Annotated in this window: 20 protein-coding genes; 13 read left to right on the top strand and 7 right to left on the bottom strand. The window is 70.7% G+C overall.

The window, feature by feature from the left end; genetic code table 11:
• Positions 1-241 precede the first annotated feature (241 nt).
• Together ACYVIH_RS08535 and paaN are read right to left on the bottom strand one after the other, a co-directional pair.
• Positions 242-1,822: a sulfatase family protein gene (locus tag ACYVIH_RS08535; protein WP_460868188.1), complete on the bottom strand. Its 1,581-nt coding sequence runs from the start codon at positions 1,820-1,822 to the stop codon at positions 242-244.
• A 139-nt stretch (positions 1,823-1,961) separates the two neighbouring features.
• A complete protein-coding gene (paaN, locus tag ACYVIH_RS08530; protein WP_460868186.1) occupies positions 1,962-3,632 on the bottom strand; it encodes a phenylacetic acid degradation protein PaaN in 1,671 nt (556 codons plus the stop codon).
• A 126-nt stretch (positions 3,633-3,758) separates the two neighbouring features.
• On the opposite strand from paaN, the gene ACYVIH_RS08525 reads away from it, so the two are divergent.
• From ACYVIH_RS08525 to ACYVIH_RS08500, 6 genes are all read left to right on the top strand, one after another.
• Positions 3,759-4,640: a sensor histidine kinase gene (locus tag ACYVIH_RS08525; RefSeq protein ID WP_460868184.1), complete on the top strand. Its 882-nt coding sequence runs from the start codon at positions 3,759-3,761 to the stop codon at positions 4,638-4,640.
• A 62-nt stretch (positions 4,641-4,702) separates the two neighbouring features.
• Complete coding sequence (locus ACYVIH_RS08520; RefSeq protein ID WP_460868181.1) at positions 4,703-5,185, top strand: GNAT family N-acetyltransferase; 483 nt, start codon at positions 4,703-4,705, stop codon at positions 5,183-5,185.
• A complete protein-coding gene (paaI, locus tag ACYVIH_RS08515) occupies positions 5,182-5,616 on the top strand; it encodes a hydroxyphenylacetyl-CoA thioesterase PaaI (protein WP_460868179.1) in 435 nt (144 codons plus the stop codon). The genes ACYVIH_RS08520 and paaI overlap by 4 nt, the downstream gene beginning before the upstream one ends.
• Positions 5,616-6,626: an NAD-dependent epimerase/dehydratase family protein gene (locus ACYVIH_RS08510; protein ID WP_460868177.1), complete on the top strand. Its 1,011-nt coding sequence runs from the start codon at positions 5,616-5,618 to the stop codon at positions 6,624-6,626. Before paaI ends, ACYVIH_RS08510 begins: the two co-directional genes overlap by 1 nt.
• Positions 6,627-6,706: 80 nt before the next feature.
• Positions 6,707-8,164, top strand: a complete 1,458-nt coding sequence (locus tag ACYVIH_RS08505; RefSeq protein ID WP_460868175.1) for a M1 family metallopeptidase — start codon at positions 6,707-6,709, stop codon at positions 8,162-8,164.
• Positions 8,165-8,389: 225 nt separating this feature from the next.
• The gene (locus ACYVIH_RS08500) at positions 8,390-8,635 is read left to right on the top strand and encodes a hypothetical protein (RefSeq protein WP_460868173.1); all 246 of its coding nucleotides are present in this window, start codon (positions 8,390-8,392) and stop codon (positions 8,633-8,635) included.
• A 6-nt stretch (positions 8,636-8,641) separates the two neighbouring features.
• Here ACYVIH_RS08500 and ACYVIH_RS08495 read toward each other — a convergent pair whose 3' ends face one another.
• A complete protein-coding gene (locus ACYVIH_RS08495) occupies positions 8,642-8,827 on the bottom strand; it encodes a hypothetical protein (protein ID WP_460868171.1) in 186 nt (61 codons plus the stop codon).
• Between the two features lie 168 nt (positions 8,828-8,995).
• Between ACYVIH_RS08495 and ACYVIH_RS08490 the strand changes: the two genes are divergently transcribed.
• From ACYVIH_RS08490 to ACYVIH_RS08465, 6 genes are all read left to right on the top strand, one after another.
• Positions 8,996-11,137 (top strand): M14 family zinc carboxypeptidase, encoded by a 2,142-nt coding sequence (locus tag ACYVIH_RS08490; RefSeq protein ID WP_460868169.1) that lies wholly within the window; start codon positions 8,996-8,998, stop codon positions 11,135-11,137.
• A gap of 13 nt (positions 11,138-11,150) precedes the next feature.
• Positions 11,151-12,653 (top strand): carboxyl transferase domain-containing protein, encoded by a 1,503-nt coding sequence (locus tag ACYVIH_RS08485; protein ID WP_460868166.1) that lies wholly within the window; start codon positions 11,151-11,153, stop codon positions 12,651-12,653.
• A gap of 159 nt (positions 12,654-12,812) precedes the next feature.
• Complete coding sequence (locus ACYVIH_RS08480) at positions 12,813-13,340, top strand: alternate-type signal peptide domain-containing protein (protein ID WP_460868163.1); 528 nt, start codon at positions 12,813-12,815, stop codon at positions 13,338-13,340.
• A gap of 93 nt (positions 13,341-13,433) precedes the next feature.
• Positions 13,434-14,294: a hypothetical protein gene (locus ACYVIH_RS08475; protein ID WP_460868161.1), complete on the top strand. Its 861-nt coding sequence runs from the start codon at positions 13,434-13,436 to the stop codon at positions 14,292-14,294.
• Complete coding sequence (locus ACYVIH_RS08470; protein ID WP_460868159.1) at positions 14,294-14,929, top strand: signal peptidase I; 636 nt, start codon at positions 14,294-14,296, stop codon at positions 14,927-14,929. The genes ACYVIH_RS08475 and ACYVIH_RS08470 overlap by 1 nt, the downstream gene beginning before the upstream one ends.
• The gene (locus tag ACYVIH_RS08465; RefSeq protein ID WP_460868157.1) at positions 14,926-15,696 is read left to right on the top strand and encodes a hypothetical protein; all 771 of its coding nucleotides are present in this window, start codon (positions 14,926-14,928) and stop codon (positions 15,694-15,696) included. The genes ACYVIH_RS08470 and ACYVIH_RS08465 overlap by 4 nt, the downstream gene beginning before the upstream one ends.
• Positions 15,697-15,711: 15 nt before the next feature.
• Here the strand turns inward: ACYVIH_RS08465 and ACYVIH_RS08460 are convergent, their stop codons facing one another.
• The 4 genes from ACYVIH_RS08460 to ACYVIH_RS08445 all read right to left on the bottom strand — a co-directional run bounded on the left by ACYVIH_RS08460 (position 15,712) and on the right by ACYVIH_RS08445 (position 18,886).
• A complete protein-coding gene (locus ACYVIH_RS08460) occupies positions 15,712-16,884 on the bottom strand; it encodes a COG1361 family protein (RefSeq protein WP_460868155.1) in 1,173 nt (390 codons plus the stop codon).
• On the bottom strand, positions 16,881-17,453 hold the full coding sequence (locus tag ACYVIH_RS08455) for a hypothetical protein (protein ID WP_460868153.1): 573 nt from the start codon (positions 17,451-17,453) through the stop codon (positions 16,881-16,883). Before ACYVIH_RS08455 ends, ACYVIH_RS08460 begins: the two co-directional genes overlap by 4 nt.
• A 174-nt stretch (positions 17,454-17,627) precedes the next feature.
• The gene (locus ACYVIH_RS08450) at positions 17,628-18,299 is read right to left on the bottom strand and encodes a GntR family transcriptional regulator (RefSeq protein WP_460868151.1); all 672 of its coding nucleotides are present in this window, start codon (positions 18,297-18,299) and stop codon (positions 17,628-17,630) included.
• A gap of 23 nt (positions 18,300-18,322) precedes the next feature.
• Positions 18,323-18,886 carry a TetR/AcrR family transcriptional regulator gene (locus ACYVIH_RS08445; protein WP_460868149.1) on the bottom strand — a complete coding sequence of 188 codons (564 nt, stop codon included), beginning with the start codon at positions 18,884-18,886 and terminating at the stop codon, positions 18,323-18,325.
• 95 nt (positions 18,887-18,981) lie between these two features.
• Between ACYVIH_RS08445 and ACYVIH_RS08440 the strand changes: the two genes are divergently transcribed.
• Entirely contained in the window at positions 18,982-19,854 is an 873-nt protein-coding gene (locus ACYVIH_RS08440) for an SDR family oxidoreductase (RefSeq protein ID WP_460868148.1), read from the top strand.
• Positions 19,855-20,110: the final 256 nt, after the last annotated feature.

Raw genomic sequence — 20,110 nt, 5'->3', positions numbered from 1 at the left:
GCCGGCCGGTGCGGGCGGGTGGCTGGCCGGTGCGGGCGGGTGGCCGGCCGGCGCGGGCGGGTGGCCGGCCGGTGCGGGCGGGCGGCCGGGCGGCCGGGCGGCCGGGCGGCCCCAGCAACAATCGTTCACCTGAACGGTTGTGACAGTCGAACCGGCGCCGAACGCTGTCACAACCGGTCACCTGAATGATTGTGACGCCGAGTCGCCCCAGCTCCTGGTGCCGCGGCGCTCGGGCCGGCGGTCAGGACCGGTCGGCCGGACGCTTCCGTCGCTCGGTGGCCGGGGGCTTCGGCAGCGGCTTGGGCTCGGGCAGCGGCCCGAAGCTCGTCCGGCAGACCGGGCCGGCGCACTTCTGGAGGATCCTGGTGCGCCGGCCGAGCTCGCGCTGGATCGACCGGTAGCGGGGGTTGTCGGTGACGGAACGCTGCTGGAAGGGGTCCCGCTCCCGGTCGTACAGCTCGACGAACCCGTCGGTGAACCGGGCGTAGGTGTAGCGATCGGTGCGCACGCCGCGGTACTCCCACGGCGTCGTGGTGTCTCCGGACTGGATCAGGTGCGAGTCGTACCCCTTGGCCCGCGCCGAGCGCAAAGTCGGGAGCAGCGACTTGCCGTCCAGCCGGACCGTCGCCTTCGCCCGTCCCAGCTCGAGCATCGTCGGCACCAGGTCGAGCAGGGTCATCGTCTGCCGCCGGTGGACGTTCTTCGGGATGCCCGGCCCGCGGACCACCATCGGGATCCGCAGCGACTCCTCCCACGGCGGGGTCTTCCCCACGTAGTTGTGCTCGCCGTTGAGCCAGCCGTTGTCGGAGGTGAAGATGATGACGGTGTTGTCCAGCTCGCCGACGCGGCCCAGCTCGCGCACGATGTTGCGGACCGACTCGTCGACCGCCTGGAGGGACCTGATCCGCTGGCGGTGCAGGCGGAGGATCATGTGGTCGCCCTTGACGGTGGGCACCCGGTACTTCGAGTACTTGTCCGAGAGGTTCGCCTCGCGGTACGACGGCTTCCGCATCGACGGGGGCCTGGCGTGCACGAACATCTTCGCGTGTCGCTCGGCGGGCACCGGCGGGCGCCACTTCCGGTCGACCTTCATGCCGTGCGGGGCGATCTGCGAGGAGTAGATGAAGAACGGCCGGTCCAGCGCCGCGAACTCACGGATCATCGCGCGGGTGCGGATGTCGACCAGGTCGGCGGTGTAGACACCCTCGTACGTCGCGGGCTGGTAGTTGTTCAGCAGGGTGATGTCGTAGGGCCCGTAGACGTTCCGCACCGACGGGTCGAAGAACGTCCACCCCGGCACCTTGTCCATGGCCTCTTCGTAGCCGTTGAGGAACTTGCCGGTGAAGCCGGTGTTGTAGCCGGCCGCCTGCATCCACGCTCCGACGTTCGCCCGCGGACGGCGGAAGGCCTGCCAGCCACCCCACGTCCCGTGGTTGTGGTGCACGCCGTTGTTGTGGCCGTACTGGCCGGAGATCATCTCCGCCCGGGCCGGGCAGCACAGCGGGTGCGGGGAGACGAAGTTGTCGTAGGTGACGCCCTGCCGCGCGAGGAGCCGCTCGGTGTAGGGCATGTAGTCGAGGTCGCTGACGGCCTGGTCGTCGGAGGTGATCAGGATGACGTTGGGACGCCTGGCGCTGCCACGAGCCGGCGCCAGCGTGGCCTCGTCGAGCTCGATGACCGCCGGGTTCGCGCCCTGCAGCACCTCGAGGCTCTGCGCGGCCTCGAGGCTCTGGACGACGGCGGACTGCGGAACCAGGGCGACGGAGACGGCAGCGGTGAGGACGAGGGCGCGCAGGCTCGCGCGGAGGGTACGACGACGCAAGGCGGTGCGGTTTCTGCGAGACGGGACTGGCTCCGCCGGGGGCGGGGCGCGGTGACGTCGAGAAGTCTAGACAAGTAACCGCAGAGGGTATGCAAAACGAAAAAGTTCTGCTAAATGCCCGAAACCGGGCGTCGGCGCGTCACACGTGACGGCGGGACTGCACGATCCGGAACCTCGAGGCGACGTAGGCCAGGTCGGTGTAGGAGGAGTTCGCGGCCGGGTTCGCGCCGGTGCCGTGGAAGTCGGAGAAGGCCGCCGACTGGTTCACGAAGACCTGTCCGGTGAGGTTCTCCGACAGCGAGACCCCTGCTTCCAGCGCCGCCTCCCGCATGTCCTCCACCACCGTCGGCGACGTGCTGTAGACCGAGGCGGTCATGGCGCCGTGCTCGGTCGCGGTGCGACGGAACAGCTCGACGGACTCCGCCGTACCGGCGGTGGAGATCAGGTAGGACACCGGCCCGAAGCACTCCTCCTGGTAGACCTCGGCGTCTGTTGCAGGCACACCGACCAGGGCCGGCGTACGCACCACCGCTCCCTCGAACGCCGGGTGCCGCACCGCCCGGGACTCGACGAGCACCTCCCCCTTGGTCGGTACGGCGGCCAGCCGGTCGAGCACCCCGTGGTTCACCACTCCACCGAGCAGCTCGACCGCTCGGGCGTCCTCGCCGAGGAGCCGGTCGAGCGCGGCGGAGATCCCCTCGGCGACCTCGGCGACGGACTTGTGGCCCTCGTCGGTGTCGATGCCGGACGCCGGCAGGAAGACGTTCTGCGGCGCGGTGCACATCTGGCCGGTGTAGAGCGAGAACGAGAACGCGAGGTTGGCGCACAGCCCGCGGAACGAGTCGGTCGAGTCCATCACGACCGTATTCACGCCGGCCTTCTCGGTGAACACCACCGTCTGGCGCGCGTGCTCCTCAAGCCAGTTGCCGAACGCGCTGGAGCCGGTGAAGTCGACCAGCTTCACCTCGGGGCGCACGGCGATCGCGGCGGCCAGCCGGTCCGCCGGGTCCTCGGCCACCAGGGTGACCAGGTCGGGGTCGAAGCCCGCCTCGGACAGCACCTGCTGGGCCACCTGCACCGTGATCGCCAGCGGCAGCACCGCGCCCGGGTGCGGCTTGACGACGACGGGGTTGCCGCAGGCGAGCGAGGCGAACAGGCCGGGCCACGAGTTCCAGGTCGGGAACGTGTTGCAGCCGATCACCAGGGCCACGCCGCGGGGCACGACGGTGAAGGTCTTCTCCATCCGGATCGGCTCGCCGCGTCCGGGCTTCTCCCAGACCGCGGTCCGCGGCACCTGGGTCATCGCCGACCAGGCGTACGCCACCGACTCGAGCGCCCGGTCGAGCGCGTGTGCACCGCCGGCCTGGAAGGCCATCACGAACGCCTGCCCGGAGGTGTGCTGCACGGCGTTGGCCAGCTCGAAGACCCGCTCGTGCAGCCGGTGCAGGATCTCCAGGCAGATGCCGACCCGCGCCTCGGGGCCGGCGTCGCGGAACGCCTTCATGCCCGCCTGCGCCGCGGACAGCAGCGTGTCCAGGCCTGCCTCGGTCATCCGCGGGTAGGCCACCTCGAGCTTGAACCCGAACGGCGACTTCTCGCCGGTGACCGTGCCGTCGGCGCCGGGTGTCCGGAGCGGGAACGTCGAGCCGAGCCGGCTCTCGAAGGCAGCCTTCCCTGCGGGGGCCGCCTCCTCGCCGTACACCCGAGGTGACGGGTTCTCGTCGAAGGCGGAGAAGTACTCGCGGGTGCGGGTGGCGGTCACCGCCCGCTCGAGCAGGTCGCGGTGCCGCTCGAAGAGTTCGTGGCTCATGGTGTCCTCGTCCCGGGGATCGCCCGTTGTGACAGGTGCCGACGGATGCCGCGACAGTGTGTCACATCACACAGGAATCGGGGAGGTCTCCCGCCCCCGGTCCGACGGACTCCTAGGCTGTCTCGCGTGAGGACGAAGACCATGCCGTTGCACATGCGTCTGGTCCTCGTGAACGGTCTCGTCTTCGCCGGCGGCGTGCTGGTCACCTCCCTGGCCCCCGAGCACGAGCGGGGGCCGGCCGCACTGCTGGCCCTGGTGCTCGGGGTCGCCGCGATCTTCGCCGTGAACACACGGCACCTGCGCCAGACGCTGACGCCGTTGATGTCCACGATCGGCACGTTGCGCAGCCGCTGGGAGAACGAGCACCGCACCCAGACCGCGCGCAACCTCGCCAGCCGTGAGTACGACGGTCAGCGGATGGCCGTCGAGCTGCACGACAACGTCAGCGACAACCTCTCGGCGGCGCTGGTGGCGCTGAAGAAGGCGATCGACCACGCCCCGCCCGAGCTGGCCGCGGAGCTGAAGACCGTGCAGCACAACGCCCGGCTCAGCCTCGTCGAGATCCGCAAGATCGGCCGGCGGCTGCGCCCGGAGACGCTCGAGGACCTCGGCCTGCACAGCGCGTTGGGGTTCCTGGCGAGCAACCTGGCGGCCCGCTCCGCGGGGGTGCGCGTGAAACGGCACATCGAGGGCCCCTTCCACGACCTCGACGACGAGACCGAGCTGGTGATCTACCGGGTCGCCGAGGAGTCGCTGAACAACATCGGACGCCACGCGAAGGCGCAGAAGGTCGAGATCTCGCTGCGTCGCGAGCAGGACACGCTCGTCCTCCGGGTCACCGACGACGGGGTCGGGATCGGCTCGAACGGCGAGCGCGGCGGCATCCTCGGGATGCGCGAGCGGGCTGCCCTGGTCGGCGGCCGGCTGAGCGTCGTACCGCGCCGTGGTGGCGGGACCGAGATCCGCCTCGACGTCCCCGCCCACCGGGCCAGCAGACCCGCGGGCTGAGGAGCGAGCGACTCGAAACCACCTCCGCGGGACTCGAACCGCGGGGGTGGCAGGCTGTGCACGTGCCGAAGCTGCGACGCATCCGACCCGCCGACCACGCCGACGTCCTCGCCCTCAACGAGGCGAACGTCGTGAAGCTCGCCCCGATGGACCGGACCCGCCTCGAGGAGCTCGACGCGCTGGCGGACCGGTTCGACGTGATCGACGTCGACGGGGAGTTCGGCGGGTTCGTGATCACGTTCACCGCGGGCACGTCGTACGACTCGGAGAACTACCGCTGGTTCAGCCGGCGGCACGGCGACCGGTTCTACTACCTCGACCGGATCGTGCTCGAGCCGCACCACCGGCGACAGGGCCTCGGCGGGTTCGTGTACGACGAGCTCGAGCACGTCGCGCGCCCGTACGGCCGGCTCGCCCTCGAGGTGAACCTCGTGCCGCGCAACGACGCCTCCCTGGCCTTCCACGACCGTCGCGGCTACGTCGAGGTCGGCCGGCTCGGCGACGAGGCGCACCTCGTGTCGCTGATGGAGAAGCAGCTGTCATGAGCGACACCCCCGAGGAGCGCGCCCGCCGCAGCGCCGAGGCGATGTGGGCCGGCGACGCGGCCAGCCAGGGGCTCGGGATGCGGCTGGTCGCGGTGGGGCCGGGCTCGGCGACGCTCGAGATGACCGTGCGCGAGGACATGGTCAACGGTCACGGGATCGGCCATGGCGGGTTCACCTTCACGCTGGCCGACTCGGCGTTCGCGTTCGCGTGCAACAGCTACAACCGCAGCACGGTCGCGCACGCCTGCGAGATCACCTTCCACGCCCCGACCCGGCTCGGCGACGTGCTCACGGCGACCGCGTCCGAACGACGCCGGGAGGGCCGCGACGGCACCTACGACGTGGAGGTGTGCAACGCCGCAGGTGTGGTCGCGACGTTCGTGGGCAGAAGCAAGGAGATCCGAGGCGTGCTGTACGAGGAGGAGACCTGATGGGGCTGACCGTCGCCGTCACCGGCCCGACCGGCGAGATCGGCATCCCGGCCGTGGACGCGCTCGAGCGCGAGCCGGAGGTGGAGCGGATCATCGGGATGGCGCGGCGCCCGTTCGATCCGGCCTCGTACGGTTGGGTGAAGACGGAGTACCGCAGAGGCGACATCCTCGACCGTGACGCCGTCGAGGAGCTGGTCGCCGAGGCCGACGTGGTGGTCCACCTGGCCTACGTGATCATGGGCTCGCGCTCCGACAGCCGGCTGGTGAACCTCGACGGCACCCGGAACGTGTTCGAGGCGACCGCGGCGGCCGAGCGCCCGACCCGGCTGGTGTACACCTCCTCGGTGGCCGCCTACGGCTACCACCCCGACAACCCGCAGCCGCTCACCGAGGACGTGCCGACGCGCGGGTCGAAGGAGCACTACTACTCCCAGCAGAAGGCCGAGTGCGAGGGGCTCCTTGAGGAGACCACGGCCGGCCGGGGGCTCGAGGTGTACGTGCTCCGCCCGTGCATCGTCGCCGGACCGCAGGCGACCGCGCTCGCCGACTCGATGCCGTGGCGCCAGGTCGCCGAGCGGCTCCCGTCGGTGGTGCGCACCGCACTCGCCCGGGTGCCCGGCATGCGCATGGTCGTGCCCGACCCCGGAAACGAGCTCCAGCTCGTGCACCACGACGACGTCGCCCAGGCGATCGCCGCGGCTGCCGTGGGACGCGGAGAGCCTGGGGCCTACAACCTCGCCGCCGACGGCACCGTGAGCTTCGGCGACGTGGTCGCCGCGCTGGGCGCCCGGACCGTGCCGGTGCCCCGCCAGGCGGCCGTGCTCGCCTCCGGGGTCGTCGCCAAGCTGCCGTGGGTGCCGTCGCTGGCCGAGTGGATCCACGTCGCCCGGGTGCCGGTGCTGATGGACACCACCCGCGCGAAGGAGCGGCTCGGCTGGCAACCACAGCACAGCAGCGCGGAGACGCTGACGGAGATGGCGACCGCCTTGAAGCGTCGCGCAGGCAGCTGACCCTCTCGCTCGCCCGATCGCCCGCGGCGTCGTGCGCGCGAACCTAGACTCGAGGCGTCCCGTCTCCAGAAAGACCCCTTGTGTCCCGATCCGTGCGCGCCTCCGCGGCCGCTCTCGCGCTCGTGCTGCCGCTGGCGCTCGTCGGCCCCGTCCTGCCCGCAGTGGGGACGGCCGGCGCGGCCGCGACGTCAGGCACGGGCGCTGCCCCGGGTGACGAGCGGGCGGTCTCCCGACCGGTCGAGGACAGCTACTACCCCGCCAAGGGCGACCCGACGGTCGACGCGCTGCACTACGACCTGGACCTGACCTGGCTGCGGAAGGCACGGACGCTGCGCGGCGTCGCGACGATCGACCTCCGGGTGGCCCGCGACGACGTCGTCCTCAAGCTCGACCTGTCCCGCCGGCTCGACGTCACGTCGGTGCACCTCGACGGCGAGCAGGCGGCGTTCCGGCACGAGGGCAACCACCTGGTCGTCCCCGTGCTCGTCGACGAGGGCGAGCGCCGCACCGTCCGGGTCACCTACCGGGGCACACCAGGCCCGGCCGCCGGTCCGGCGAGCCGCCCCGACATCGCCCGGCTCGGGATGCGGGTCACCCGCGACGGGTGGCTGTGGACGATGCAGGAGCCGTTCGGAGCGTTCACGTGGTACCCCGTGAACGACCACCCCTCCGACAAGGCGCTCTACACCGTCCGGGTCAGCGCCCCCGGCCGATGGGTCGGTGTCTCGAACGGCACGCTGGCGAGCCGTCGTACTCGTGATGGACGCACCGTCACCCGGTGGACCAACCGGGACCCGATGCCGGCGTACCTCCTCACTCTCGCCGTGGGGCCCTACCGGGCCTTCCGCCAGACGGGGCCCCGCGGGCTGCCGATCACCCACTGGGTCCCGCGCGACGAGCCCGAGCTCGTCAGACCGCTGCTCAGCACCCCCGCCGCCGTCCGGTGGCTGGAGAAGCGGCTGGGGCGCTACCCCTTCGAGAGCGCCGGGGTGGTCCTGACCCCCGGCGACTCCGCGATGGAGACACAGACCATGATCACCTTCGGCACCGACAATTTCGGTCTCGGGGCCCGGCACGTCCGGTCGACCGTGGTGCACGAGCTCGCCCACCACTGGTGGGGCAACGCGGTGACCCCCTCGCAATGGCGCGACCTCTGGATGAACGAGGGCATGGCCACCTACCTCCAGGCGCGCTGGGACGCCGAGCACGGCGGGCCGGCCGAAGCATTCCGGTGGACGCTGGCGGAGTGGACCGCGTCGGACCAGTGGTATCGCGACCTCTACGGACCGCCCGGGCGCTTCGAGCGCGGGGAGTTCGGCTCGGTCAACGTGTACTACTCCGCAGCCCTGATGTGGGAACACCTTCGACGTCAGCTGGGGAGCGCCACGTTCCACCGCCTGACCCGACGCTGGCCGCAGTCGCGGCTGCACACCAACAGCGACCGGGATGCTCTCGTGCGCTGGTGGTCCGCGCAGGCCGGTCGCGACCTCGAGCCGTTCTTCGACCGCTGGCTGGACTCCCGGCGCTCACCCGCGTGACCCGCACCCGCACCGCCCGGGGCGTTGGCTTCCGGTGAGCAGCAGGGCCGTTGTCCTCTGCTGCTGGTGAGGCGCGCGGGCGACGATGGGAGCGAGAAGGAGAGAGGTGAGGTCGATGTCGGTCGACCCCGTTCCCAGGAGCGTTCCGCTCCCGGCAGGCCACGAGCACACGGCCTGGCCCGCTGGGCGGTCGGCGTCGCAACGGCGACCGCAACCGTGGTCGCCGTGTCGTACACGATCTTCGCCGTTGCCTACGCAGTCGGCGGCGACGACGCCGTCTCCGACACCTGGGTCGGCTATGTCGCGGGCTTCGCCCTGCTCGGTGGCCTGGGAGCCGCGCTCGTCGCGTTCCTGCTCGCGGCCGTCGCGAAGCTCAGGCACGAGCAGTGGCGCTGGCTGCGGCTGCCGTTGGCGCTGTTCCCGGTGCTCACGGGTGCCACGCTGCTTGCTGAGGTCTTCTGGATGGAGTAGCCGGGCCTAGCCGTTGAGGTAACCCTGCTGGGCCCGGTTGTGCATGCGCATCTCCGCCTCGGCCCGGGCTTGCGTCTCCACGGGGTCGCCGGCACCGGATCCGCCACGACGTCGCTCGCGCCAGGCACCGACGGCGATCACCACGATCGCGGCGATGACCACCCAGATCAGCACGATGGTCCAGGTCGGCATGGCATCTCCCCGTTCGCTCGACGTACCGGCCATGCCACCTTCTCACAGCCGGCTTGCCCCGGACAGGGGCTCAACTGCGCCAGACCGCAGTCGGCGGCTCGTGACCCGGAGGACGAACCGTCGTTAGTGAGCGCAAGGAGATCCCTTCACAGCGACTGGAGTCCACCCATGGCCCCCGAAGCCAAGCGCCCCGGCAAGCGCCGTCCCGCCCGTCCGGCCGTCTACGCGACAGCTGCCTCGATCGCTCTGCTCGGTCTCGCGCCGATCGCGGGTACGTCGACCGCGCAGGCCACCGACGTCTTCGCGCCGCAGCTGGTCACCGTCGACACGCCGACCCGTGCGGACAAGCAGCGCCTGCAACGCCTGGGCCTGGACCTGACCGAGCACGCCGGGCACGACTACGTCGAGGTGGTGCTCCACACCGCGACGGACCTGACCAAGCTGCTCGACGCGGCGTTCACCTACGACGTGCGCATCCCCGACCTGGTCAAGCGCGAGGCCGAGATCAACCGGATCAACGCCGCCTTCGCCGCCGCCACGACCAGGTCCAAGCTCCCCTCGGGCCGTGACGCCTACCGGACCCTCGAGGACTACAACGCCGACATGGCCGCGCTGGTGAAGGCCAAGCCGGCGATCGCACGGTCCTTCGAGCTGCCGCACAAGTCGCTCGACGGCCGGTCGATCTACGGCGTGGAGATCGCACACAACGTGAAGGCCCACGACGGTCGGCCCACGTTCGCGCTGCTGGGCGTGCACCACGCACGCGAGTGGCCCTCCGGCGAGCTGGCCATGGAGTTCGCGACCGACCTGGTGAAGAGCTTCGGCAAGGACAAGCGGATCACCGGGCTCCTGAAGCGCGCCCGCGTGGTCGTCGTACCCGTCGTCAACGTGGACGGCTTCCACCTGTCCCGCACCGACGGAGCGATGATCGACCTGCGCGACCTCAACGAGTCCGACCCGCTCGGCGGCACGACCTCGGTGCTGGCCACGCCGGGCAACGCCTACAAGCGCAAGAACTGCCGGATCGTCGACGGCCAGGACACCCCCGACGGCAGCTGCGCGGTGGCGGCGCTCAGCCCGGGTGGCTACGGCGTCGGCATCGACCTGAACCGCAACTACGGTGGGTTCTGGGGTGGCCCGGGTGCGGGGACGCTGCCCGCGGACCCGACCTACCGCGGCCCGGAGGCGTTCTCGGAGCCGGAGATCCAGAACGTCCGCGAGCTGGTGCGCAGCCGCCAGGTGACCACGCTGATCTCCAACCACACGTTTTCGAACCTGGTGCTGCGGCCCAACGGCGTGCACCCCGACACGGTCGGTCCCGACGGGCTGCCGGTCGGCAACGCACCCGACGAGGCCGGGCTCAAGCGGCTCGGCGCGAAGATGACCGCTGCGAACGGCTACGCCAACATCCACGGCTGGGAGCTCTACGACACCACCGGCACCACCGAGGACTGGTCCTACAACGCCACCGGCGGCTACGGCTACACCTTCGAGATCGGCCCCGACGAGTTCCACCCGCCGTTCCCCGAGGTGATCGACGAGTATCTCGGCGCAGGCAAGTACGCCGGCAAGGGCAACCGTGAGGCGTACCTGCTCGCCCTCGAGAACGCCGCGAACACCCGCACGCACTCGCTGATCACCGGCAAGGCACCGCGCGGGGCCGTGCTGCGGCTGAAGAAGACCTTCGACTCCCCGACGTGGGAGGGCTCGCACGAGGAGACGCTCGAGTCGACGATGCGGGTGACCGCGCGTCGCGGTGGCTTCGTGTGGCACGTGAACCCGTCGACCCGGCCGATCGTGCAGGAGAAGCGCGTCGAGACCACCGAAGACGTGCCGGTGCGCGAGGAGACCTTCGAGGGCGAGGCGACCACGCCGGGCAGCCACGTGGACCACGAGTTCGAGGTCACCGAGGCGGACGCGGACGTCTTGAAGGTGGAGCTCGACTGGCCGCTGCCCGACGACTTCGACCTGGAGGTGTACCGCAAGTCCGCGGGCGGTGAGCTCAAGCAGGTCGGTACGTCGGGCAACATGCCCGGCGAGAAGGAGGTCGTCGAGATCGCCGACCCGGAGCCGGGCGACTACGTCCTGCGGGTCATCAACTACGCCGCGGCCTCGCCGTCCTACACCCTCAAGGCCTCGGTGCTCGAGGAGAAGGTGACCGGCGTGAAGGTCGTTCCGGGCAAGGTCGAGCGCTACACGCTCACCTGCGAGCGCAACGGCAAGGTGCTGCAGTCGACCAAGGTCGCCGTGGATCGTGGCGGCAAGGTCCGGGTGAACCTCAGCCGGTGCCTGCGCGCCTGGCGCCGCTGACACAATCGCCTGCATGAGCGAGCGCCTCTCCGCCACCGAGCTGATCGACCTCGTCCTCGACGACGGCTCGTGGACCTCGTGGGACACCCCACCGGTCCGCGGGCCGATCTCGGAGCAGTACGCCGCCGAGCTGCGTGCTGCCGAGGAGAAGTCCGGCGTCGACGAGTCGGTGATCACCGGTGAGGGGCTGATGCGCGGACGCCGGGTGGCCGTGGTCGCGTGCGAGTTCCGGTTCCTCGCCGGGTCGATCGGCGTCGCGGCGGCGGAACGGTTGGTGGCCGCCGTACACCGCGCGACCGCCGAGGGTCTGCCACTGCTCGCCGCGCCGGTGTCCGGTGGGACGCGGATGCAGGAGGGCACGGTCGCGTTCCTGCAGATGGTGAAGATCTCGGCCGCGATCGCCGCGCACAAGGCGGAGGGGCTGCCGTACCTGGTGTACCTGCGCAACCCCACCACCGGCGGGGTGATGGCGTCGTGGGGCTCGCTCGGGCACGTGACCGTCGCCGAACCGGGCGCTCTGGTCGGGTTCCTCGGGCCGCGCGTCTACGAGGCGTTGTACGACAAGCCGTTCCCGCCCGGCGTACAGACCTCGGAGAACCTCTACGCCCACGGGCTGATCGACGCCGTCGTGCCGCCGAGCGAGATCGCCGACATCCTCGACCGGGCGCTTACCGTGCTGCTCGCACCGCGCACGGCTCTCGCCGACATCCCGAACCCGGCCGAGGAGGACGTGCCCGACGTCGACACCTGGGAGTCGATCACCCGGTCGCGGCGTGAGGACCGGCCCGGCGTACGACGCCTCCTGAAGTACGCCGCCACCGATGTCATCCCCCTCAACGGCACCGGCCAGGGCGAGGCCGACCCGGGGCTGCTGATCGCCCTCGCACGGTTCGGCGGCTCGCCGTGCGTGTTCCTCGGCCAGGACCGTCGCGGACAGACCGAGGCCCACCCGCTGGGGCCGGGTGCTCTGCGCGAGGCGCGTCGCGGCATGCGGCTGGCCGCCGAGCTCGGCCTCCCGCTGATGACGGTGATCGACACCCCCGGTGCGGCCCTGTCGGTGGAGGCCGAGGAGGGCGGTCTCGCCGGCGAGATCGCCCGCTCGCTGGCGGACCTGGTCACCCTCGACGCACCGACGCTCACGCTGCTGCTCGGCGAGGGCACCGGCGGAGGCGCACTCGCCCTGCTGCCGGCCGACCGGGTGATCGCCGCCCAGCACGCCTGGCTCTCGCCCCTTCCACCAGAGGGCGCGAGCGCGATCGTGCACCGCGACGTCGCACATGCGCCCGACATGGCTCGAGCCCAGGGCGTGCGCTCGCTGGACATGCGGGCGGCCGGCATCGTGGACCGGATCGTCGTGGAGAAGCCGGACGCAGCCGACGAGCCGGAGGAGTTCTGCCGCCGGCTCGGCGACGTGCTGCGTTACGAGCTCGCCGAGCTGTGGCAGCGCGACCGCTCCACGCTGGTTGCCGAGCGAACCGCGCGATATCACAGGATCGGGCTCATGTCTGCGGAATGAGCTTTTTGTTGCCTCCGCGTTGAACTGACCTCGATGTCCCTTTTGATCTGTATCCGAGGGTTTCGGCTGCTGTAGGCGGCTTGGAACCTTCGTCCTCATACCTTTGAGTCAAGGCTCCTGGGGGGAGCAAGGCAGAGCATCAGGGATGGGGAGACAGCAATGAACAAGATGATCACCGGGGCAATCGCCGGCACCGCAGGTATCGCGCTTCTCGCGGGTGGCTTCGGCACCTACGCGGTGTGGAGCGATGACGCCGACATCAAGGCCGGCACGATCCAGACCGGCACGCTGACCGTCAGCTCCGAGGGCACTCGGTCGTGGTTCGACGTCAACAAGAACGCCGCCTGGGACATCGACAACGACAAGATGGTCCCCGGTGACCACATCCGCTTGACCCAGCCGCTCGACGTCACCGCCGACGGCAAGAACTTCAAGGGCGTCACCCTCACCGTCGAGGGCTTCGACCCGGACTTCGTGGGCAGCGAGCTCCGCGTCGTGCGAGCCAAGTACGCCAACGAGACCTTCACCAGCCCGACACTCACCTTCGGACCCGAGAAGCTGGCCGCCCTCAACGACGCGACGGACGTGGTGGTCGAGTTCGAGCTTCCGGCCGGCGCTGAAGCGACCAAGCTTGCGGAGTTCAACCTGAACGACGTCAAGGTGACCGTCACTCAGCTCACCGAGTGAGCACCGAACCACTCGTTCTGCTCTCGATCCTGCCGATAACCGCGTAGAACCCGAAGTGGGTCCAGCAGTCCCGAACCGGTGTGAAGGACGGACGTGAAGGCAAAGAGTCTCCTCCTGGCCTCTGTGGTGGGCGCCGTCGCCGTCGGCGGCGTCCTCACAGGGGCTACTGTCGCTGCCTGGAGAGACTCCGCCCCCGTCGATGCCGGCGTGCTTCGCACCGGCGACCTCTCACTCAGCACGAGCCTCTCGACCACGACGGTGGCGCCCCTGGAGCCGGGCGAGAAGGCGTACGCCACGTTGACCCTCGACGCTCGCGGCGAGGGCAAGAACCTGCGCACCGTGACCACGATCGACTCGGTCGACGGGTTCACCGCGAACGGGCCGCTCACCGTCCGGTTCCGACCGAAGGAAGCGGGCTCCGGCCAATGCTCCGAGCTCGCCGCCGCTGACGGCTGGGAGCCCTGGAACGGCACTCCGCTCCAGCTGACCGATCCGATCTTCCCAACGCTGACGAAGGCCTGCGTCGAGATCGCCGCCAAGCCCGCCACCGGGGTGCCGCTCGGCACCGCGACCTTCCCGCTGTCCATCACCGCGAGCCTGCGACAGGTCGTCGATGGCTCCCCCGCCGGCTGGTCAGCGAGCGCACCGCTTCAGCCCCTCACCGTCACCGTGAAGCGTGATCTGACTGCGCCGGTGGTCCGATGCTGGGGAGGCCCGGTGTCCGTCCACCTCGCTTGGGAAGCGGTCCCCGGGGCTAGCGAGTACCGCGTCTACCGTCTTCGGCGCGACAAAGCAGAGCCCGTGGGTGAGGCGACTACAGAAACACAGGCAACGATATTCCCGACCGGACTCTCGCCGACTTACGTGGTGCGCGCTTACGCCACCGGGACGGACAGCGCGGAAAGCAATCAAGTCAAGGCCACGTGGTACGTGTTGTTCTGGGGATGTGGGTGATGACCAGCCACGTCGCCGCACACCGCGCGCCGAGACGGTTCGAGGCGCCGAGCATCCAGCGCGTCGGCAAGATCATCAGCGCCGTGCTGCTCGCCATCGTGGTCGCGCTCGGCATCGCGCTGATCGGCGTACCCAAGGCCACCGGATCGGTTCCGTTGACCGTGCTCACGGGTTCCATGAGCCCGACGTACGACCCCGGCAGTGTGGTGATCGTCCGGCCGGTCGACGTCGACGACCTGCAGATCGGTGACGTGATCACCTTCCAGGAGAAGTCCGGTGACCCGACCGTGGTCACGCACCGGATCATCGGGATCGGCTTCGGCGGCGACGGCGGCCGCACGTTCACCACCCAGGGCGACGCGAACGGCGCCGCCGACGCTGCGCCGGTCACCGAGCCGCAGGTGCGCGGCAAGGTCTGGTATTCGGTCCCGCTCGTCGGTTACGCCGTCAACGCGTTCGACGCGGACCTGCGCGCGACACTGGTGAAGGTGCTGGCCGGCGCGCTCCTGCTGTACGGCGGTTACCTGATCGCCGCGGGCGTGCGCGACCACCGGCGGCGTCGCGCAGCACGAGCCGTCGAGACGAACGAGCACGCCGACGCGGCCGAGCCGCAGCCCGAGGCGGCGGAGGCATGAACATCCGGCGCGCCCTCGCCGTACTCCTCCTGACCGCACTCAGCCTCGCCTTCCCGGGAGCAGCCTCCGCCGAGCCCGACCGGATCGAGCTGAGCCGCGACGGGAAGACCTGGCGCACGACACTCGCTGCTCCGCTCTTCCAGGACGTCGGCAAGCTGGTGCCACGAGATGACGTGGTCCGCTCGTTCTACGTCCGGAACGCTTCCTCCGTCCCGACCCGCGCCTCGGTGAAGGTGCTCGCGCCCGAGGTCGACACCGAGCTCGCGAAGCACCTGCGGGTGCGGACCAAGATCGGCAAGGTCCAGTCGGCGGAGACCGTCGGTGAGATCACTACCGACGGGTGCACGACGACCGTGACCAGCCCGACGATGCTCCCGGGCGAGTGGAAGCGCATCGAGGTCGGGCTGAGCTTGCCCGATCTGAAGGGCCGCACGGCACAGAACTCGTCGGCCGACCTCGCCCTCGTCGTACGCCTCACCCAGGTCGACCCCTCCGGGGTGGTGACGATCTGCGGCGTCCAGGCCGAGGCTGAGCCGTACGACCCGTGCGACCCCGGCATGGTCGCCGTCGCGGGCGGCCTGCAGCCGTGCACTGAGGAGGTCGCCGCAGTCGAGGACGCGGCGGCGCCGACCGGTGGTGTGCAGCCGATGCTGCCGTCGACCGGTGCTCCTCCGGATGCGACGGAGCTGGCGCTCACCGGCGCGGTGGCCATGCTGCTCGGTGCGATCGTGCTGCTGGGTCGCCGACGGCTCAGCCGGCACGGCTGACAACGAGCCCCCGCGTCACGCGTCGGCCTGCGCCGGACGCCTGCGCCGCCGGGCCAGGAACAGGAGGAGTACGGCGGCCAGCAGGCCACCGCTCGCGACCAAGTACGCCGGATGCGACCACACCGACGACGGCGCCACGACCTGAGCCGCCGAAGGACCCCCACCTGGGAAAGTGACGCTGCCCTCGATGCTCCGCTGGACCCGACCACTCGTCAGCGCGAGCTGGGCATGCCACGGCCCGGCCGGCAGCTCGCTGTCGAGCAGCACCGTCAACAGAGCTGAGTCTCCCGGCGCCAGCGTCACGACCTTGGTGGCGGGGAAGGGGCCGGCGGTCAGGGAGGCCGGACCCTCGGTGAGCATCAGCTCACCGGAGACGTCGATGGCGCGGCCGCCGGTGTTCTCCACGGTTGCCCGGACGCGCGGCTGCCCCTCCGCGGTGCGCCCGCCGCGGAGATCGGTGACCTCGAAGTCGGACCCGAGCTCGCCGCCTGCACCGACCGAGAGGTAGATCCGGATCCCGACGCGGCTCACCACCTCCACGCCGCCGGCGCCGGGCGACCGGGTCGCCGCCCAGATCACCCCGTAGCGCTCGCCGGCGGCTGCGTCGTCGGGGACCGCGACAGTGGCCCGGAGGACCGCCCTGGTCCCCGGCTCGAGGGCGAGCGCGGGCCGCGACAGGCTGACCCACTCAGCGAGGTCGTCCGCCGACCCGCTCGGCTCGAACGAGAAGGCACCGTCCTCGACGGAAGCACCGGACACGGAGGTGGCGACCTCCAGAGTGTGCGGGGTGTTGTTGGCGATCACGAGGCGTCGGCTGAAGCTAGCTCCGGGCGCGACGTGGTCGACGATGTACCGCTCGGCCCTCGTGTCGCCGGCCGCAGACGCGGGTCGATCGAGCAGGCCGATGCCGAGCGACGGCACCGCCGGCTCCTCGCCGTTCGACGGCACGGTCATGACGGATGCCGGTGCGGCGTTCCACGGCACGGTCATGACGGATGCCGGTGCGGCGTTCGACGGCACGGCGACCGCGGATGCCGATGCGCCGGTCGCCGCGACGGCCGGGCCACTGAGCACAAGCCCGCCGGCCGGCGCGGACACCAGCGCGAGCGCGGCCGCCAACGCGAGACGGCCGCAGCGCCGGCTCCCGAGTGCCCGTCGGCCGGCCCCGCCCGGAGCCGAGCGCATCACGCGACCGAGTGGAACACGGTCCCGGTGTAGCTGCCCGCCGTCGTGCCGCCAGGGATGTTGACGGTCACCTTCGCGTTCCACGACGCCGAGTTGCTGCCCAGCGCGGCCGTGGGCTGCAGGATCGCCTGGTTCACGGTCGCCATCACCATCCCTGTGGTCCAGGCCGCCATCCCCTCGACGCCGAGCAGGGTGACGCCACTGACGCTCGGCAGGGTTCCGAGATAGGTCAGGTTCGACGCCGGGATGGTCAGGCCGGGCTCGGAGGCATGGGTCAGGTCTTCGGCCCGGACGGCCACCGTCCAAGGCGACGTCGCGCGGATCGTGTTGTTGGTGTCGGTGACAGTGACGGCGCCGAGGTCGAACTCGACGCTTCCACCGGCGGTGGCCTCACCGGAGACGGCGGACTGTCCGACGGAGATGCTCAGCAGTCCGGGGTCGCCGGAAACGGTCACGTTGAGCGTCGTACCGACCTCGTCAGCAGTGGCAGGCGAGCTCGCCACACCGAGGAGCAGTGCGGAGGCGGCGGCCCCTGCGAGGGCCGCCGCCCGCCTCTGGAGAAATGTGCCCATCAAGAAACCCCTCCCAAAGTCCCTTGCACGGAAACCGATTTCCCCCGGTTACACCCGTGAGACGGCGGGACGGACTAGTCATGACGCGCAAAACGGACCATGGAAGGTAAAAAGAAAGATAGTCATCCGACGGGACCTTGGTCCCTCAAGCACGGTGCGCCGGCAGCCGAGTGGTCAGTCCGCGTCGATCTCCTGGGCCGAGGACCTCGCCAGGGTGATCGCCCACTCCAGGTGTGAGTTCACCGCTTCGATGAACGCAGTCTCGTCGTCGCCCTGGAGCTTCTCGATGATTCCGGCGTGCTCGGCGATCGCGGCCTCCATCCGGTCTGCCCTCCCGCGCACCATCGCCGAGGTGAACAGCGTCTGCCGCTCCCGCAGCGAGCGGTACATCTCCGAGAGCACCTTGTTCTCGGCCCCGTCGACGATCAGCTCGTGGAACCTCCGGTCGGCTCCGGTGAACCCGGCGGTGTCGCGTTCGCGCCGACGCCGTTGCATCTCCTCGTGCGCGTCGAGCAGCTCGGGCAGGAACTTCTCGCGGTTCGTGAACGACTTGGCGGCGGTGTAGTTCTCCACGAGGATCCGCGCCTCGAGCACGTCCTCCACCTCGGCGTGGCTGAACTCCGCGACGATCGCGCCGCGCCCCGGGTCCACGTGGACCAGGCCCTCGACCTCCAGTCGCAGCAGCGCCTCGCGGACCGGCGTACGGCTCAGCCCCATCTCCGCGGCCAGTGCGCTGGTGGTGACGACCGCACCCGCCGGGTAGACGGCGTTGAGGATCGCCCACTTGGCAAAGTCGTAGGCACGCTGCGTGGCGTTCGCGCGCGGGGGACGGGATGAGGAGCGCATGGCCACTCAATCGTAGGGACGCGTCACCCCGCCCGCAGGAGACTGCGCAGGAGTGTTGCGGCACTCTCATCCAGGGCCTCGCTCGTCGTCCCGGTCGCCTCGACCACGAAGTCGCCGAACACCCGCCAGCCGAGCATCAGGCAGGCAGCCGCGGCGGCGGTCCCCGGCCCCTGTCCCCGCTCATCGAGCGCGGCGGCGAACAGCTGTGTCGTCGGCGCGACGCCCCTGCCTGCCAGCTCGGGGGCGTCGAGCGCCACCCGCGCGAGGGTGGTCCAGTACGCCGGGTGGCCGGCGAGCGCCTCGAGCACGTGTACGACGGTCAGCTCGCCGTCCTGGGCCCGGGACCGGATGTCGTCGGCCACGGCGACTGCCTGTGCCTCCAACGCGCGGCGGACCACCTCGTCCTTGGTGCCGAAGTGTCGATGCACCAACGCGTGGTTGATGCCCGCGCGCTCGGCGATCCGGCGCACCGACAGCTGACGCGGGCCCTCCTCGGCGAGCAACGCGACGGTGGCCTCGATCGCGGCGGCCATCACCGCCTCCCGACCGCGTGGGGCCTCCTCGGACCGGCTGCTGGACGGACTCATTGACCCAATGTAACCGAGTGGTTACAGTCGGCGCGGCCGCGCCGGCCGCGATCTCGCGGATCCCCGCGGCGCGCTCACACTCACGGAGGCATCACATGGGCACCTACGTCGTCACCGGAGCGGCCTCGGGCATCGGCGCCGCCACGACAGCGCTGCTGCGCGAGCAGGGGCACCGGGTGATCGGCGTCGACCGCTCACCGACCGACGTCGTGGCGGACCTGTCCAGCCCCACTGGACGCGCCGACGCCGTCCGGCAGGTCACTGAGCTCGCCCCGGACGGCATCACCGGGTTCGTGCCGTGCGCCGGGGTGGCGGGGCTGACCGGCGTCGACCCGGAACTGGTGGTGTCGGTGAACTACTTCGGCGCCGTCGAGATGCTCACCGGGCTGCGGCCGCTGCTCGCCCGTGCCGCCGAGAACGGTGAGCAGCCGGCCGTCGTACTGCTCTCGTCGAACTCGGTCACCTGCCAGCCGGGCTGGGCCGCCGACGTGGCGAGCGCGTGCCTCGAGCACGACGAGGCCAAGGCGCGGGCCGCCGCGGCGTCCGAGCAGGCGGTCAACGTCTACCCCGCGACCAAGGCGGCGCTCGCCTACTGGTCGCGCCGCGAGGGGATCAAGCCGGAGTGGATCGGCGCCGGCATCCGGGTCAACGCGGTCGCGCCAGGGTTGATCGCGACCGCGATGACCGATCAGCTGCGTGCGGATCCCGAGCTCGGGGTGTTCGCCGACGCCTACCCCAGCGCCGTCGGCCGTCCCGGACGACCCGAGGAGGTGGCCGCGACGATCGGGTTCCTGCTCTCCGACGCCGCCAGCCTGATCGTCGGCACGACGGTCTTCGTCGACGGCGGCACCGACGCGATCATGCACCCGCTCAAGCCGGAGGGCATGAACGTGCCGCCGATCGCGATGAGCCTTGCCCAGAAGGTCGCCGGCGTCGCGACGAAGGTGCAGGCCCTCCGCAAGCGCTGAGCCCCCGGTGGTTGAGCCGCCCCGGTGGTTGAGGCCGCCCCGGTGGTTGAGGAGGCGAGCCGCTAGGCGAGCCGTCTCGAAACCACCGGACCCTCAGCGGAGCCCAGGAGGTCTCGAGACGCTCGCTTCGCTCGCTCCTCGACCACCGTGCGGCGCTCCTCCACCACCGGCGCTGCCCCCGCCGCCCGACGTCAGACCCGATCTCGCAGGTAGGGGTGTGAGGGCGTCTGGTTTCGGGTGCTCGCCCCGCGTGTCA

The organism is Nocardioides pakistanensis (genome assembly GCF_054781215.1).
This window is presented reverse-complemented; position numbering and strand designations above follow the sequence as displayed.

What these genes read in the sequence shown, in the direction of transcription:
- ACYVIH_RS08455 (WP_460868153.1), bottom strand. Translation starts at nt 17,453, where the DNA reads ATGGGCACATTTCTCCAGAGGCGGGCGGCGGCCCTCGCAGGGGCCGCC.
- ACYVIH_RS08485 (WP_460868166.1), top strand. Translation starts at nt 11,151, where the DNA reads ATGAGCGAGCGCCTCTCCGCCACCGAGCTGATCGACCTCGTCCTCGAC.
- ACYVIH_RS08480 (WP_460868163.1), top strand. Translation starts at nt 12,813, where the DNA reads ATGAACAAGATGATCACCGGGGCAATCGCCGGCACCGCAGGTATCGCG.
- ACYVIH_RS08445 (WP_460868149.1), bottom strand. Translation starts at nt 18,886, where the DNA reads ATGAGTCCGTCCAGCAGCCGGTCCGAGGAGGCCCCACGCGGTCGGGAG.
- ACYVIH_RS08440 (WP_460868148.1), top strand. Translation starts at nt 18,982, where the DNA reads ATGGGCACCTACGTCGTCACCGGAGCGGCCTCGGGCATCGGCGCCGCC.
- ACYVIH_RS08470 (WP_460868159.1), top strand. Translation starts at nt 14,294, where the DNA reads ATGACCAGCCACGTCGCCGCACACCGCGCGCCGAGACGGTTCGAGGCG.
- ACYVIH_RS08510 (WP_460868177.1), top strand. Translation starts at nt 5,616, where the DNA reads ATGGGGCTGACCGTCGCCGTCACCGGCCCGACCGGCGAGATCGGCATC.
- ACYVIH_RS08465 (WP_460868157.1), top strand. Translation starts at nt 14,926, where the DNA reads ATGAACATCCGGCGCGCCCTCGCCGTACTCCTCCTGACCGCACTCAGC.
- ACYVIH_RS08495 (WP_460868171.1), bottom strand. Translation starts at nt 8,827, where the DNA reads ATGCCGACCTGGACCATCGTGCTGATCTGGGTGGTCATCGCCGCGATC.
- paaI (WP_460868179.1), top strand. Translation starts at nt 5,182, where the DNA reads ATGAGCGACACCCCCGAGGAGCGCGCCCGCCGCAGCGCCGAGGCGATG.
- paaN (WP_460868186.1), bottom strand. Translation starts at nt 3,632, where the DNA reads ATGAGCCACGAACTCTTCGAGCGGCACCGCGACCTGCTCGAGCGGGCG.
- ACYVIH_RS08450 (WP_460868151.1), bottom strand. Translation starts at nt 18,299, where the DNA reads ATGCGCTCCTCATCCCGTCCCCCGCGCGCGAACGCCACGCAGCGTGCC.
- ACYVIH_RS08490 (WP_460868169.1), top strand. Translation starts at nt 8,996, where the DNA reads ATGGCCCCCGAAGCCAAGCGCCCCGGCAAGCGCCGTCCCGCCCGTCCG.